Origin of the sequence: Micromonospora craniellae, from assembly GCF_014764405.1 — a bacterium.
Taxonomy (GTDB): domain Bacteria; phylum Actinomycetota; class Actinomycetes; order Mycobacteriales; family Micromonosporaceae; genus Micromonospora; species Micromonospora craniellae.
Map to the genome: position 1 here is coordinate 6,732,082 of NZ_CP061725.1, position 15,262 is coordinate 6,747,343.

Here is a 15,262-nt window from a genome sequence, read left to right on the forward strand (position 1 = left end):
CCTGGATGCGGCACGGCCAGGGACGAGTTCGGCTCAGTGAACGACACGGGCAGAGGTGTTGCCCTCCCGCCGACGGGGACTTAGCATTCAAGCCGAAATTAAATCGGCGGAGGTGGACGTGGAAGCCCGAGCGCCCCGGCGCGCCAACCGCTCGACCGTGCTGGCCCACGTCCTGACGCGCGGCCCGGTGACCCGCACGGCCATCGGCCAGGAGACCGACCTCTCCCCCGCCACCGTCTCGCGCATCGTCGAGCAACTCCTCGACGAGGGACTGCTGATCGAGACCAACGGCACGCCGACCGCCACCCGTGGCCGACGGGCGACGCGGGTGGCGATCGCCGCCGGACGCGGCGTCGTCTGCGGGGTCGACGTGGGCGGGTCCAACGTCCGGCTGGTCGTCGCCGACCTCGCCGCCACGCCCCTGGTGAGCCGGACCGTCCCCACCCCGGCCGGCTACGACGCCCCCCGGCTGGCCCAGTGGCTCGCCGACCTGATCCGCCAGACCGTCGGTGACCACCTGGACCAGCTCGACTGCGTGGCGGTGGGGCTGCCCGGCGCGGTCCGGCAACACGATCGCACGGTGTCCAACGCGCCGAACCTGCCCCAGGTGCAGGACCCGGAGTTCCTCCGGCTCCTGGAGAAGCGGCTGGCCACCGAGGTCGAGGTGGACAACGACTCCAACTACGCCCTCCTCGGCGAGCTACGTTTCGGCGCCGCCCGTGACGCGCAGACCGCGGTGATGTTCACCATCGGGGCCGGGCTCGGTGCCGGCGTCGCCATCGACCGGCGGCTCTTCCGTGGCCGCAGCGGACTCGTCGGCGAGTTCGGGCACCTGCCGGCCGGCCCACTGGGCGCCTCGCTCGAACAGATCATCAGCGGCCCCGGCATCATCGCCCGCGCCCACGACCTCGGGCTGCCGTTCGGCAACCCGGCCGACGTGTTCCGCTCCGCCGACACCCGCCTGACACCCCTCAAGCAGTACGTCGAGCAGGCACTGCTGATCATCCTCACCGCCGCGGTGGTCGCCTACGAGCCTGAGGTGATCGTCCTCGGCGGCGGCATCTCGCACGCGCTCAAACCCGACCTTTCTCGACTGGACGGTCGACTGCGCGAGATCGTGCCGGTCGCCGCCGCCACCGTGCACAGCGCCGAACTCGGGGACCTGTCCGGCGCGTTGGGCGCGGTGGTGGCGGCGTTGCACACCGCGTACGGCCGGCTCGGGCTCGCCGAACTCGACCTCGCCCACGTTCCCCAGTCGGACGCCCTCGCCGGGCTCGACCTGGCCGAGTTGGCCGCCCGGTAGGGCGGCGGCAGGCCACGCCCAAACCGTGTTCGGCGGGCACCTTCGGACAACCGTCCCCGCCACCGCCAGGGCCCGGCGGCGGATGGTCACTCGTGGCGGGGTCGGCGACAAGGGAGCATCCGGGACGTTCGGGTGAGGTGCCGGGTCAGTGGGCCCAGCCAGCCGCGTGTAAAGGTCGGTTTCCGGGGTGGGCGGGGTCCTGACCCGGCCGGGTCAGCCCAACCGGGTGCGGTGGCGACGGCGGGCGCGCGGGTAGGCCGCTGGTCGAACCCGACTCACTCCGCAGAGGGAGTCGAATCTCGGGCCTGAGCACGATGCGTTCCGACGCGAACACCTCAAGCATGTCCATATGCCTCGTACTCTCCGGACACTGAAGGTGGTGGCCATCAGCGTCACGCTGGTCGCCACGATCGCTGTCGTACCCGTCGCCGCCACGGCACAGCCCGGCGCGTCCGCCGGGAAACTGGACCGCGTCGAGTTGCGTGCCGCGCTCGCCGCCGTGCCCGAAGCCGGCGTCCCCGGCGTGCTGGCCGCCGTACGCGACGGCCGGCGCGACTGGCGTGACGCCGCAGGCCAGGCGTTCCTGACCAGGCCGCGACCGATGCAACCACAGATGCGGCACCGCATCGGCAGCATCACCAAGACGTTCGTCGCCACCACCGTGCTGCAACTCGTCGACGAGGGTCGGCTGGGTCTGGACGACCCGATCGGGCAGCGGCTGCCCGAGATCGTGCCGGGTGAGCTCGGCGACCAGGTCACCGTCCGGATGCTGCTGAACCACACCAGCGGTATCGGCAACTACACCAACGCGATGATCGACTCGTACGCGGCGATCAACCGGATGCAGGTCACCACGTACGCTCCCGCCGACCTGGTCGCCATGGGTCTGGCCCTGCCACCGACCAACGCCCCCGGCGCCGAGTTCAGCTACTCGAACACCAACTACATCCTGGCCGGACTGTTGGTCGAAGCGGTCACCGGCAACAGCACGGCGGCGGAGGTGCAGCGGCGGATCCTGCGGCCGCTGAAGTTGACCGGCACGTCCTTCCCGGGCACCGATCCGACGATCCGTGGCCCGCACGGTGGCGCGTACTTCGCCCCCTTCGGCGTTCGCGACCTGAGCGAGTTCAACATGAGCTGGGGAGGTGCGGCAGGTGAGATGATCTCCACCACGGCGGACCTGAACACGTTCTTCCGGGCGCTGCTCCGTGGTGACCTGCTCCGCCCGGCCACACTCGACCAGATGCTCACCCGAGTGCCGATGGTGCCGGAGCTGCCGGAGGCGGGCGGCTACGGTCTGGGCATCTATGCGCTGCCCACCCCGTGCGGCGAGTTCTGGGGCCACGACGGCGCGGTCATCGGTCACCTGACGTACTCGCTGCACAGCCGGAACGGCGCCCGCCAGGTGTCGTCCGGAATCAACCTGAGCCACTACCAGATCGGGCTGCCCGATCCGCATCCGATCGACATCGCCTGGCAGACCTTCCTGCTCACCGCGATGTGCCCGGCCAGCGAGATGAACAGCCGTTCATCGGAGGCCACGCCGCAGCTGCCCAGCGTGACCCGGATGCCGGGCAACGACGCGGTGGTGGCGGTGCCCTGACCCGTCCGGGCGTTCGGACGCTTCGCGTGTTGCAGTGTGGATCATCGCCACGTACGTTTGCTGCCTTCTCTTTGTAGTTGCAATTTCATGGCAACAAAATGGGAGGGCGATGTCTTTCGTGGTCAGAGGGCTGGACGGAGCCGGGCTACGGCAGCTGGCCGCGCACCTTCATCCGATCTACCGGGAGTGCTTCGCGGCACCGCCGTGGAACGAACCGGCCGAGAAGATCGCGGACTTTCCGGTCCGGCTCGCACGGCACACAGCCCATCCCGGGGCGTACGGCTGGGTCGCCGAGCAGGACGGTGAGATCCTGGGCGCCGTCTACGGGTGGCCGGCGCCGGCAGCGCTGCCTGCGGCGAACGCGTTCGACATCGCGATACGGGAAGCAGCGCCGCCAGATGTGGCGGCGCTGCTGGTGGCACCGGCGATGGTGGTGGCAGAACTGATGGTCCTACCCACACATCAAGGACGCGGGGTCGGTCGGGAACTGCTGGCGCGTCAGGTCGGCGACCATCCTGCCTGGTTGGCCACCCACCCGGAAGCGGCGGCGGTGCGGCTCTATGAACGCGCGGGCTGGAAACGCCGGTTCTCATATCAGGTGGAGGATCGGCCGTTGACCCTGTTCACCCGGGCGGCGGCTCCGACGGGCCGCTGAGGGCGACGAGGTCTTCGTACCCCTGAAGTACTACGTGGTCGACGTACGGCCCGCAGTCACTGACTTGTCAGGTACCCGACTCGGTCCGCTCAAGGTGGGGTAGCAGCGCCGTGACGTCCTGGTGCCAGCCACGGAGTTCCGCGACCGTGGGCGCGAGTTCGTAGGTGTGGTGGTGCATCGCGCGGGACAGTCCGTGCCAGGCGGTACGCGCCCGCGAGGCCGTCTCGGCGTCCGTGAAGGCGGGCAGGACAAGAAGTTGGTGATGCATGGGACGGCGAGCGACCGACGAGGCGACCCGGGTCCAGTGGTCCCGCAGCCCCTGTTCGAGCGCGAGGCGGGTCAGGCAGGCGGATCCGCGTTGCCAGCAGCGACGCATGCTGCCGGGCGGATGGCGCAGCAGCTCACCGGCGGAGTGCAGGTAGGTATGTGGGTTCATCGCGGGTTCAGCCTCTCCACGATGGTCCGCGCGTCGGAGACGAGCCCGGCGAGGTCGCCGCAGTCCCCGCCGTGTGCGCCACGGTTGACGGATGCGACCACGCGTGGGGCGGCGCGGTCCAGCCGTCGCAACGAATCATTCAGCTCCTCGCCGGCTCGCCGCCGATCGGACAGCAGGGCCAGCGCCAGGGTGGGTCCCCGTCCGCTTCGTCGATCTCGGCCTCGGTCTCCACGATGGGCCGTCCGGCCCGGAAGTCCCGAGTACGGATCCGCTCGTGGCAGGCGTACTCGATGGCGTCGCGGATGAGGTTGCAGGCGACCGGGCGGCGAACCTCGTCGGCCAGCTCGTCATCTCGGGCGATGGTCATCGCGTCGGCGAGGTAGCGCCGGGCGGGGTCGCCGTGTTTGTCGCCGGTCACGGTGACCTGGGAATGTGCCAGGCGGCTGACCCTGCGTTCCGCAGCTCAGCGTCGATATAGTCGGCGTCGCGGTGTGAAGGTGCAGTTCAGGGCGTTGCGGCCTGGCGGGAACGGCGAAAACGCCTAGTGACACGCCTGCCTGTGGATAACTTTGTTGAGCTGCTGATCTGTTGCTGGTCTCATAGTCGGTGTACGGTCGTGCCTCGTGTACGTGAAAGCGTCGACCCGCAAGACCCGCGACGGGCAGACGATCCGCTACCTGCAACTGGCTCACAACGAGTGGGACCCGGCCGCGAAGGCGTCCAAGACCCGGGTGTTGTACTCGTTCGGCCGCGAAGACCAGCTCGACGTGGCCGGTATCCGCCGCTTGGTCGACGCGTTGTCGCGGTTGCTCGCCCCGGCCGACGCCCTGGCCGCGGCCGCGCCGGCCGGCCTGTCGTTTGTGGAGTCCCGTTCGCTGGGCGGGGCGTGGCTGCTCGACGGGTTGTGGCGCCGGCTGCGCATCGACACCGTCCTGCGGCCGCTGGTCGGCTCGTCCCGCCGGGAGGTCGACGTCGAACGGGTGCTGTTCGCGCTGGTCGCCAACCGGGCCCTGGCCCCGTCGAGCAAGCTGGCCGCCGCCGACTGGGTCTGCCAGGACGTGTACCTGCCCGACCTGCCGCACGTCACCGACGACACCTGCTACCGGGCGATGGACCAGTTGATCGAGGTCGAGCCCGCGTTGACCCGCGGGGTCTACGACCAGATCGCCGACCTGCTCAACCTTGAGGTCGACCTGTTGTTCTTCGACACCACCAGCACCTACTTCGAACTCGATGAGGCCGACGAACCGCTGTGGCGTGACCAGCAGGGCCGGGTCGTGGCCGAGGACGATCCGGCGGCGGTCAAGCAGGCAGGGTTCCGCACCCATGGCAAGAGCAAGGACTCCCGCGACGACCTGCCCCAGGTCGTGGTCGGGATGGCCGTCACCCGCACCGGCATTCCCGTGCGGGTGTGGTGCTGGCCCGGCAACACCAGCGACTCCGCCCTGATCCGGCAGGTCAAGACCGACATGCGCGAGTGGAGCCTGGCTCGCGTCGTCTGGGTCGCCGACCGCGGCTTCGCCTCCGCCGAGAACCGCCGCTTCCTGCAACAGGGCGGCGGGCACTACATCCTGGGTGAGAAGCTGCGTGCCGGCACCAGCGAAGCCGACGCTGCGCTCGCCCGGCAGGGCCGCTACGCCACCGTCGCGGAGAACCTGCAGGTCAAGGAAGTCAACATCGACACCGACGACCGGTTCGTCATCTGCTACAACCCCGAGGCCGCCGACCGGGACGCCGCTGTCCGCCAACGGCTGATCGCCCAGCTCACGGACCTGATCGACGACACCGACCGGCTGCCGGCCACCAAACGCGCCGAGCTACGCGGCGTGATCTCCACCAAGCCCGGCCTGAACCGGTTCCTGCGCGTCACCCCCAAGGGCCTGCTGCGCCTCGACCAGGCCAAGGTCAAGGCCGAACAGCGCCTGGACGGCAAGTACCTGCTGCGCTGCTCCGACCCGACACTGTCGGCCGAGGACATCGCCCTGGGCTACAAGCAGCTCCTCGAAGTCGAACGCGGCTGGCGCGACATGAAGACCACCCTCGACCTGCGCCCGGTGTTCCACCGCCGCGAGGACCGCATCCGCGCTCACATCCTGCTCTGCTGGCTGGCCCTGCTGCTGATCCGGGTCGCCGAGACCGAGACCGGCCGCACCTGGACCGCGATCCGCACCGAGATCGACCGGCTGCACCTGGGCGTGTTCACCGGCCCCGCCGGCACGTTCGCCCAGCGCACCGAGCTGTCCCAACCCCAGAAGGCCCTGCTCACCAAGCTGAAGATCGCCGAGCCGCCCCGGATCTTCGACGCCACACCCGCAACCGCCTGACCTGCGACAACACAGCCGCCTAGTGACACGCCCCGTCACCGGGCCCACCGCTGTTTGCCCAGCTCACAGCCCAGATCCGCCGCCTATATCGACGCCGAGCTGCGGAACGCAGGCTGACGATGCGGACCCGAGCGTCGAGTTGCAGGTGCCGCACCGCGGCCGGGAGGCGATCGTCGTGGGTGAAGACGACGATCTGCCGGTGCTGCGCCACCTGGTGGAGGACCTTGGCCAGGCCGTACACCTTGGTCGGGTCCATGGACTGCACCGGATCGTCGATGACGAGGAACCGGAACGGGCTGTCGGGCATCATGGCGCGGGGCAGGAAGAGTGCCAGGGCCAGCGAGTGCAACTCGCCCTGGCTCATCACCCCGAGGGCGGAGCAGGGTACGCCGTCCACGTCGACCGGCAGGTCCACCCGTCGGGTCGGACCGGTGCCGAGGAGCTTGATCACTCCGAGATCGACGTTGCTCTCCTGGCGGAGGGTGTTCCAGATCCCGGTCGCCTCGGCGGCCACCGGCGCGAGCTTGTCGTTGCGGATCTTCCCGCCGACCTTCTGCAGCCAGGTGACCGCCGCTCGCAGCGCCGCGAACGACTGAGCGGCCTGTCGGCTGCTCTGCTCGGTACGGGTCCAGGCCCGGATCCGGTCGGCGAGCGGCTGCCACTCGGCCCGCCGACGCTCCAGCTCCTGCCGTGCGGCGGCCTGGACCGGCTGCAGGGCGTTGACGAGGGCGTCGAACGTCGCGGACGCGGTCGCGGCGATCTTGTGCGGGTCGGACGACCCGATCAGGTCGTCCCAGTGCTGCCACGCCACGCGGGCGTCGCCGGTGTCCACCCCGTCGGCGCCCAGGTCGAGGGTGAGCACGGGCGGCAGCGTGGGCACCAGACTCCGCAGCGAGCGACGCGACTCCCGCCCGATCCGGTGGGCCTCGTCGAGACGCTCGGCCCGCTGGGTGAGCTGGTGCAGCTGCGCCTGTGCCTGCTCGGCCCACGCCTCGTCCAGGGTGCGACCCCCGCACACCGGACAGGGCTGGCCAGGGTGGCTGTGGTGGTGACGCAGGGCGTCGCCGAGCAGCGCGGCCAGCGCCCGTGCCTGCTCCACCGGCGTACCGGCCAGGTCGTCGATCTGCTGTAGCGCGCCCTGGAGCCGCTCGACCTCGTGTACCAGTGCGTCGCGTCGGGGCAGTTCGAGGACGTCGAGCTGGCGCAGCGGCACCGTGGTGGTGTCGACGCCGGGCTCGTCGGCGGTGGCCAACGCGCCCAGCTCGTCCAGGTCGACGCTCTGGCGACCGAGGGCCTGCTCGGCCTGACGGGCGCGCGGGTCCGGGTGGGAGGCGAGCGCGGCGCGCAGTTCCGGTAGCGCAGCGGCGGCGAGCTTGCGTCGACCGTCCGTCTCCCGACGCGCGGTCTTGAGCAGCGCCTCGATCTCGACGAGCCGGTCGAGGCCGAGGATGCGGTGGAGCGAGTCGTGCATCTCGCTGGGTCGGCCGCTGAGCAGGCCGCCGAGCTCGGCGGTAGCCGAGACGCACTCGACCCGCTCACTGAAAGCAACGTTAGCACACAACACCGTGAAAGCAGTGTCAAACTGTTTACAGGCATCCGGATGTGTAGAGTGCTCCCTGAGCAGGATGCTTCAAGTGACAGGACGCCGATGCCTCGACACGCCCAGGTGACCGCCGCCGAGATCTCCCGGCTGGCCGGAGTCACCCGTGCCACCGTCAGCAACTGGCGTCGGCGTCATCCGGACTTCCCGGCCCCCATCGGTGGCACCGAATCGAGCCCGGCCTACGACCTGGACGCGGTGCAGATCTGGCTCGCCGCGCGAGGTCAGCTCCCCGCCGCCGCACCCGCCGACGACCTCCGCACCGCGCTCCGGGCCGCCGGGGCGCCAGCCGCCACGGTCCGACTGCTCCCGCTGGTGCTGGCGGCCGCCCGGATGGACGACGACGACCTGAGGCAACTGGTCGACCTGACCGACCGGCGGCTGCCCAACCGGGCGCAGCACCTGGTCCAGCCGCATCTCGACGAGGTCCCCGGACTCACCGACCTGACGTACCACCCGGACGAGGCACCGCTGCTGCGCGCGCTGCTGCGCTGCGTCGCCGACGAGGGAGCACTTCGGACGGCCGACGTGCTCGCGGAAGGCGACCCCGACGGCACCAGCGCCAGCGGCCGGTACGACACGCCCGCGCCGGTGGCCGCACTGATGGCCGACCTGCTCGGCGAGCCCGGCAAGGCGTACCCGGGGGCCGTCTTCGACCCGGCCTGCGGCACCGGTGGCCTGCTGGTCGCCGCCGCGAAACGGGGCGCGCAGCGGCTGTACGGTCAGGATGTCGTGCCCGCTCAGGCAGCGCAGGCAGCGACCCGCCTCGCCCTGCACACGCTCGGAGGCACGGCCCAGGTCAGCGTCAAGGCCGGCGACAGCATCCGCGCCGACGCGTTCGGCGCCCTGACGGCGGAGGCGGTGCTCTGCGCCCCGCCCTACGGTGACCGCGAGTGGGGCCACGAGGAGCTGGCCTACGACTCACGGTGGATGTTCGGCCTGCCGCCGAAGATCGAGTCGGAGCTCGCCTGGCTCCAGCACTGCCTCGCGCACCTGGCGGACGGTGGGCGTGCCGTACTCCTCATGCCTCCGGCCGTCGCCGAACGCGCCTCCGGCCGACGGCTCAGGGCCGAGATGCTCCGCAGCGGCGCGGTGCGCGCCGTCATCGCCCTCCCGCCCGGCGTCGCGCCGCCCCTGCACGTCGGGCTACACCTGTGGATCCTCGAACGCCCACCGGCCACCTCGCCGCTGCACATCCTGGTCGTCGACACCGCCACACCGGAACCCGGCCGGTCCGGCCGTTCGCCGGGCAGGCGTGCCCAGCCGGACTGGGCCGAGCTGTGCGAGAGCGTGGTGACGGCGTGGCACGACTTCGACCGGCATCCGGACACCTTCGATGCCGTCCCCGGCATCGCCCAGACCGTGGCCGTCATCGACCTGCTCGACGAGACGGTCGACCTGACGCCCGCCCGGCACGTCCGGGCCACCCCGGTGCCGTCGATGCCCGACGAACTCGCCGCGATGAGCGACGAGCTGCGCTCCCGCCTGCGGCGGGCCGCCACCGGGCTGATCACTCTCGGCGGCGCGCAGCCGTGGCCACCCGTCGGCAGCGCTCCCCTGACCTGGCGTACGGCCAGCGTCGCCGACCTGCTGCGCGGCGGCGCGCTGGAGCTGCTGCGGGCACCAGCCGGGTCGCCCGACGACATCCAGATCCGCCCGGGCGACGTCATCCTGCCCGAACACCCGCACGACGGCACCGGCGGCGCGCGGGTGGCCGACGCCCGCGACGCCGGCACCCGCCTCGGTCGTCACCTGCACCTGCTGCGGCCCGACCCGGAGCGCCTCGACCCGTGGTTCCTGGCCGGCTTCCTGGCCGCCGAGGAGAACGTGAACTCCGCGTCGACTGGCACCAGCGTGGTACGCCTCGACCCCCGCCGCCTGCGGGTGCCGCTACTACCCCCGGCCGAGCAGCAGCGGTACGGACGCGCGTTCCGCCACCTGCACGCCCTGCGTACCGCAGCCGAGATCGCCCACCGCCTCGCCGACGAGACGGCCCGTACCCTGGCGGCCGGACTCACCGACGGCGCGCTGCACCCGCCCGACGGCGACCGCACGACATCCTGATACCGACCCGTCTCCCCCGGCCCCGGCACGGCTCCCCGGAAGGAATGCGTTGAACAGCAGCAAGCACACCGAACTGGCGAACCACGCCTGGTCGGTCGCCGATCTCCTGCGCGGCGACTACAAGCAGTCCGACTACGGCAAGGTGATCCTGCCGTTCACCGTGCTGCGCCGCCTGGAGTGCGTCCTGGAGCCGACCCGCCAGAAGGTGCGCGACACACACGAGAAGTTCGGCGGCCAGGACATCGACGTGGCCCGCTTCCTGCGTCGTGCCGCCGGCCACAGCTTCTACAACACCAGCGGCTACACCCTGAAGTCGATCGCCAACGACTCCAGCCAGGCCGCCAAGCACCTGCTCGCCTACATCGGGGCGTTCTCCGAGAACGCGCAGGAGGTGCTGCACCGTTACGAGTTCCCGCAGCAGATCCGCCGGCTCGACGGCGCGAACCTGCTCTATCAGGTGGTCGGCCGCTTCGCGGACCTGGACCTGCGGCCGGTGGAGCTGGACGAGCACGGCCAGGTGGTCACGGACGAACGCGGGCAGCCCCGGGTCGTCGTCTCCAACCACCAGATGGGGTACGTCTTCGAGGAGCTGATCCGACGCTTCGCCGAACAGTCCAACGAGACCGCCGGTGAGCACTTCACCCCGCGCGAGGTCATCGAGCTGATGGTGAACCTCCTGGTCACTCCGGACGACGACGCGCTGGGCGTGCCCGGTGTCGTGCGTAAGGTGATGGATCCGGCCTGCGGCACCGGCGGCATGCTGAGCGCGGCCGAGGAGCACATCACCGCGCTGAACCCGTTGGCGACCGTGCTGGTCTTCGGGCAGGAGTTGAATCCGGAGTCCTGGGCGATCTGCCGCTCCGACATGATGATCAAGGGTCAGGACCCGGAGAACATCAAGTTCGGCAACTCGTTCAGCGACGACGGCCACCGGGGCGAGACCTTCGACTACCTGCTGGCCAACCCGCCCTTCGGGGTGGAGTGGAAAAAGGTCAAGGACGACATCGAGCAGGAGTACGAGACGCTCGGCGACAGCGGCCGCTTCGGTGCCGGCCTGCCCCGCATCAACGACGGGTCGCTGCTGTTCCTCCAGCACATGATTTCAAAAATGAAACCGGTCACCGCCGACGGCAACGGCGGCAGCCGGGTCGCCATCGTCTTCAACGGCTCGCCGCTGTTCACCGGCGCCGCCGAGTCCGGCGAGTCACGCATCCGCCAGTGGATCCTGGAGAACGACTGGCTGGAGGGCATCGTCGCGCTGCCCGACCAACTCTTCTACAACACCGGCATCTCCACGTACTTCTGGATCCTCACCAACCGCAAGTTCCCCGACCACCGGGGCAAGGTGGTCCTGCTCGACGCCCGCGACCGCTTCGCCAAGATGCGCAAGTCCCTCGGCGACAAGCGCAAGTACCTGACCGCCGACCAGATCGCCGAGATCACCGACCTCTACACCGAGGCGCTGCACGTCGCCGACGACCCCGAGCACCCGCTGCACCAGAAGGTGAAGGTCTTCGCCAACGAGGACTTCGGCTACCGCCGGATCACCGTCGAACGCCCCCTCAAGCTCCGCTTCGAGGTCACCGACGACACCCTGACCCAGGTACGCGACGCGAAGCCTCTCCAACGCGCCCTGGATGTCGACCTGTTCGAGACCGCGTTGAAGCCGCTGGTCGGCCGCTCGTGGCAGACCAAGCGGGCCGCGTGGGACGCGATCCGCTCGGCGATGGCCGAAGGCGGGGTCCTCTGGCCGACCGGCACCCCCTTCCAGAAGGCACTGCGCGAGCTGGTCGGCGTCCGCGATCCCGACGGTGAGGTCCAGCTCGTCAAGGGCGATCCCGAGCCCGACTCGGAACTCCGCGACTACGAGAACGTGCCGCTGCACGAGGACGTGGAGGAGTACCTGCGCCGCGAGGTCCTCCCCCACGTCCCCGACGCCTGGATCGACCACACCAAAACCAAGATCGGGTACGAGATCCCCTTCACCCGCCACTTCTACGTCTACAAGCCACCGAGGCCGCTCGCCGAGATCGACGCCGAGTTGAGGGCGCTCGAAGCCGAAATCCAGGCACTACTGGGCGAGGTGACGAAGTGACGCCGGGAGACCGCACCGTGAAACTTCGCTACCTACTCAAGCCACGAGAAGAGACAGGCCAGCCCCACTTGGAAGTGCTCTCGGTGTATCGAGATCATGGAGTGGTGCCGAAGTCATCCCGCGACGACAATTTCAACAAGACGCCGGCAGATCTTTCCCGATATCAAGTAGTCAGCCCCGGCGACTTGGTAATCAACAAGATGAAGGCATGGCAAGGCTCCCTTGCCATTTCTCGTTTCGGCGGAATCGTTAGCCCCGACTATCTCGTCTGCCGAACAGATCCAGGAGTTCACACACCCTACCTTCACTACCTCCTGCGCAGCAGCCAGATGATCGGCGAGTTCAAGGCCCGATCGAAAGGAATTCGCCCAGCGCAGTGGCGCTTATACTGGGAAGACTTGGCCGACATCTCCATTAAGACACCGAGCCTTGACGAGCAGCGACGCATCGCCAAATTCCTCGACGCCGAAACTGCCCGCATCGACCGGCTTGACGCGGCCATACGACAGCAGGTAACGGCGCTATCAGAACGGCGACTGAGGACACTAGACAGCGTGTGGACAGCGAACTCAGCCGCGTTAATGATGCGGCTCGGATACGGGACTCAACTCGTAACGAGCGGTTCGCGTGGCTGGGCGGATTTCGTGGGAGACTCCGGGACACTCTTTTTCCGAAGTGCAAACCTCCGCCGGGACAGCCTTCAGCCAAACCTGGCCTCACTCGCCCACGTAAAGCCGCCACCTGCCGTCGAAGCAGAGGTGTCTCGGTCGCGGATCAGGCAAGGTGACGTACTGGTGGGAATTACTGGCGCGAACACCGGATGGGTAGCACTTGCCGACCATTCGATCGAGGGTGGAAATGTAAGTCAGCACGTCTGCCTGGTCCGCCCATCCAGAGGAGAAATCGACGGGCGGTGGCTTGCCTACCTGATTGCGTCACCGACTGTTCAGACGCAGCTACTGGGCAGTCAGTACGGTGGAACCAAGACGCAACTATCCCTGCCCGACGTCCGTGACATCCGCATCCCTATCATAACAATTGCAAGACAACGCGAAGCAGCTAATCGGGTTGACGAAATGCTGCGGACGATGGACAGGCAACGTGAACTTCGGAAACAACAGCTTGCTGTGTTGGCCGAACGTCGCCAGGCGTTGATCACAGCGGCGGTTACGGGGCAGATTGATGTTGCCACCGCGAACGCGCGCAGTGTTGCGGAAGGTGTTTCGTCATGACGATCGACCAACCCTCGTGCATACCGTCGCCGTTTGCGGCGAGAGGCGTTGAAGTGTCATGACCAGCAAGGCAGCTGACCAGCCAGTTCCGTTCATCCGCCGGGTTCGGATTGAGAACTACAAGTCGATCGGGCACTGCGATGTGACCCTCGGCCCGTTCAGTGTTCTTCTCGGGCTGAACGCCGCCGGTAAGTCAAACTTCCTCGATGCACTACGTTTCGTCCGCGATGCGGTGACCTATGGCGTCAGCCGCTCCGTTGAGACACGCGGCGGCCTGCATGAACTACTACGTCGCACGCCCGAGCCGACCGACCACGCCACCATCGCCCTAGAGTTGAGCGTTCCTTCGCCGAACCCTGGCGATGCTCTCTGGCATGCCTGTTATGAGTTGACCATCAGCCACCCAGACGCCAGAGAGCACGGCGTGAACGTCCATGTGAGGCGAGAGAAGTGCGTGATCGGCCCGCCTGACGGTCCGCCGCAGGCCCGGTTCGTGGTCCGTGACATGGAAGTCGAAGACTCGGTCGAAACCCGCACGCGGCGGCTGACCCGCGGCCCCTATTTGGGCCTGGCCCGTCTCAGTGAGCCATACGCTCAGCTAGGTGACGCGTTGAGCCACATGTTCTTCTATGAGCCCGACCTGAGAGTGTTGCGCGATGCTCGCCCGAACACCCGGGCCGGTGTGCTCGGTGAGGACGGCAGTGATGTCGGCAGTGTGCTGGCTCAACTGGGCACGTGGGAGCGAGACCGGACCTCCGCGTACGCTGCCGCGATTGTGCCGCACCTGACCTCGATCGGGCCGACCTCGCCCGACGAGAACTACGTGGCAGCCCAGATGACCACCGCGACCGGCTCCGACGACACCGAGCAGCGGTTCCGGGCCGAGTCGATGTCCGAGGGAACCATCCGGGCGGTCGGCCTGCTCACCGCGCTCTTCCAGCCACCCGCACGGGACGGCCAAATCCCGCTCGTAGCCCTGGAGGAACCGGAACTCGCCCTGCACCCGATGGCCGCAGGCGTGGTCTTCGACGCACTGACCGAGGCAAGCACGTGGACGCAGGTCATCGCGACCAGCCAGAGCGCCGAACTCTTCGACCGCAAGGAGGCTGACCTGTCTGCGGTCCTCGTTGCCGCCGCAGACAACGGCGTGACCACCATCGGCCCCATCGATCCGGTGAGCCGATCCATCGTGTCGGACGGGTTGGCCACCATGAGCGACCTGCTGCGCTCGGACCAGTTGCGGCCGGTCAGCACGACGGACGAGCCCGGTGAGGAGTCGGACGCAGGATGACGGCCCACCGGGTGACCATCGCGTCAGTGGTCGAGGGGGAAGGCGAGCTGACTGCGCTTCCTGTCGTACTGCGGCGGGTGATGTCCGACATGATGATCTGGGATGCGGATATCCAGCGCCCGTACCTGACCAATCGCAGCAAGTTGGTCAAGCATGGCGGTCTCGAAGCGTCGGTGGAAAGCCTTGCCCGCCGAGTGCCGCAGAGCGCTCCAGGCGGCATTCTCATCGTCATCGACGCCGACGACGACTGCCCTGCGACGCTTGGACCTGCGCTACTTCAACGGGCACAGGCCGTACGGCCGGATCGGCGAATCGCCGTGGTTCTCGCAAACAGAGAGTTCGAGGCATGGTTTCTCGCGGCAGCGCCGTCCTTGGCTGGTCGGGCCGGGCTGCCGGAGGGTTTGCCCGTCCCCGAGGACAGCGAGCGACCACGCGACTGCAAGGGCTGGCTCAGCCACCGCCGGACCGACGGCGGAAGCTACCGGCCTCGAATCGACCAGCCTGCGTTGGCGGACGCTTTCGACCTGTCGATGGCGCGGCACAACGCGTCCTCCTTCGACAAGTTCTGCCGTGACGTGGCATACCTGGTGACCGGCAAGCGAGTGGAGTAGCTGAACGCTCGGTCCGGCTGCCGCCTACACGCCTGGTCAGGCGCACGG

General features: G+C 68.7%; 12 protein-coding genes. 9 read left to right on the forward strand and 3 right to left on the reverse strand.

The window, feature by feature from the left end:
- Nucleotides 1-118: 118 nt before the first annotated feature.
- The 3 genes from ID554_RS30685 (at nucleotide 119) to ID554_RS30695 (ending at nucleotide 3,561) form a co-directional block, all read left to right on the forward strand.
- Entirely contained in the window at nucleotides 119-1,303 is a 1,185-nt protein-coding gene (locus ID554_RS30685; RefSeq protein WP_117227008.1) for an ROK family transcriptional regulator, read from the forward strand.
- Nucleotides 1,304-1,682: 379 nt separating this feature from the next.
- The gene (locus ID554_RS30690) at nucleotides 1,683-2,906 is read left to right on the forward strand and encodes a serine hydrolase domain-containing protein (RefSeq protein ID WP_223884724.1); all 1,224 of its coding nucleotides are present in this window, start codon (nucleotides 1,683-1,685) and stop codon (nucleotides 2,904-2,906) included.
- Between the two features lie 109 nt (nucleotides 2,907-3,015).
- Nucleotides 3,016-3,561, forward strand: coding sequence for a GNAT family N-acetyltransferase (locus tag ID554_RS30695; RefSeq protein WP_117226820.1), 546 nt, complete (start codon nucleotides 3,016-3,018; stop codon nucleotides 3,559-3,561).
- Nucleotides 3,562-3,628: 67 nt separating this feature from the next.
- Here the strand turns inward: ID554_RS30695 and ID554_RS30700 are convergent, their stop codons facing one another.
- Complete coding sequence (locus ID554_RS30700) at nucleotides 3,629-3,997, reverse strand: hypothetical protein (RefSeq protein ID WP_117226819.1); 369 nt, start codon at nucleotides 3,995-3,997, stop codon at nucleotides 3,629-3,631.
- Nucleotides 3,998-4,136: 139 nt separating this feature from the next.
- Nucleotides 4,137-4,415, reverse strand: a complete 279-nt coding sequence (locus ID554_RS30705) for a hypothetical protein (protein ID WP_117226818.1) — start codon at nucleotides 4,413-4,415, stop codon at nucleotides 4,137-4,139.
- A 205-nt stretch (nucleotides 4,416-4,620) separates the two neighbouring features.
- Between ID554_RS30705 and ID554_RS30710 the strand changes: the two genes are divergently transcribed.
- Nucleotides 4,621-6,321, forward strand: coding sequence for an IS1634 family transposase (locus tag ID554_RS30710; RefSeq protein ID WP_117231419.1), 1,701 nt, complete (start codon nucleotides 4,621-4,623; stop codon nucleotides 6,319-6,321).
- 19 nt (nucleotides 6,322-6,340) lie between these two features.
- On the opposite strand, the gene ID554_RS30715 is transcribed toward ID554_RS30710, so the two are convergent.
- The gene (locus tag ID554_RS30715; protein WP_117231250.1) at nucleotides 6,341-7,792 is read right to left on the reverse strand and encodes a hypothetical protein; all 1,452 of its coding nucleotides are present in this window, start codon (nucleotides 7,790-7,792) and stop codon (nucleotides 6,341-6,343) included.
- Between the two features lie 177 nt (nucleotides 7,793-7,969).
- Here ID554_RS30715 and ID554_RS30720 point away from each other — a divergent pair, with 177 nt between their 5' ends.
- The 5 genes from ID554_RS30720 to ID554_RS30740 are packed head-to-tail and all read left to right on the forward strand — an operon-like array spanning nucleotide 7,970 to nucleotide 15,214.
- A complete protein-coding gene (locus ID554_RS30720) occupies nucleotides 7,970-9,985 on the forward strand; it encodes an N-6 DNA methylase (RefSeq protein WP_117231249.1) in 2,016 nt (671 codons plus the stop codon).
- A gap of 49 nt (nucleotides 9,986-10,034) precedes the next feature.
- Nucleotides 10,035-12,080 carry a type I restriction-modification system subunit M gene (locus ID554_RS30725; protein WP_117231248.1) on the forward strand — a complete coding sequence of 682 codons (2,046 nt, stop codon included), beginning with the start codon at nucleotides 10,035-10,037 and terminating at the stop codon, nucleotides 12,078-12,080.
- Nucleotides 12,077-13,312: a restriction endonuclease subunit S domain-containing protein gene (locus tag ID554_RS30730; RefSeq protein WP_147333629.1), complete on the forward strand. Its 1,236-nt coding sequence runs from the start codon at nucleotides 12,077-12,079 to the stop codon at nucleotides 13,310-13,312. Before ID554_RS30725 ends, ID554_RS30730 begins: the two co-directional genes overlap by 4 nt.
- 58 nt (nucleotides 13,313-13,370) lie before the next feature.
- On the forward strand, nucleotides 13,371-14,603 hold the full coding sequence (locus tag ID554_RS30735) for an AAA family ATPase (RefSeq protein ID WP_117231246.1): 1,233 nt from the start codon (nucleotides 13,371-13,373) through the stop codon (nucleotides 14,601-14,603).
- Nucleotides 14,600-15,214 (forward strand): DUF4276 family protein, encoded by a 615-nt coding sequence (locus tag ID554_RS30740; RefSeq protein ID WP_117231245.1) that lies wholly within the window; start codon nucleotides 14,600-14,602, stop codon nucleotides 15,212-15,214. The genes ID554_RS30735 and ID554_RS30740 overlap by 4 nt, the downstream gene beginning before the upstream one ends.
- The last annotated feature ends 48 nt before the right edge of the window (nucleotides 15,215-15,262 follow it).

What these genes read in the sequence shown, in the direction of transcription:
- ID554_RS30695 (WP_117226820.1), top strand. Translation starts at nt 3,016, where the DNA reads ATGTCTTTCGTGGTCAGAGGGCTGGACGGAGCCGGGCTACGGCAGCTG.
- ID554_RS30700 (WP_117226819.1), bottom strand. Translation starts at nt 3,997, where the DNA reads ATGAACCCACATACCTACCTGCACTCCGCCGGTGAGCTGCTGCGCCAT.
- ID554_RS30715 (WP_117231250.1), bottom strand. Translation starts at nt 7,792, where the DNA reads ATGCACGACTCGCTCCACCGCATCCTCGGCCTCGACCGGCTCGTCGAG.
- ID554_RS30720 (WP_117231249.1), top strand. Translation starts at nt 7,970, where the DNA reads ATGCCTCGACACGCCCAGGTGACCGCCGCCGAGATCTCCCGGCTGGCC.
- ID554_RS30735 (WP_117231246.1), top strand. Translation starts at nt 13,371, where the DNA reads ATGACCAGCAAGGCAGCTGACCAGCCAGTTCCGTTCATCCGCCGGGTT.
- ID554_RS30740 (WP_117231245.1), top strand. Translation starts at nt 14,600, where the DNA reads ATGACGGCCCACCGGGTGACCATCGCGTCAGTGGTCGAGGGGGAAGGC.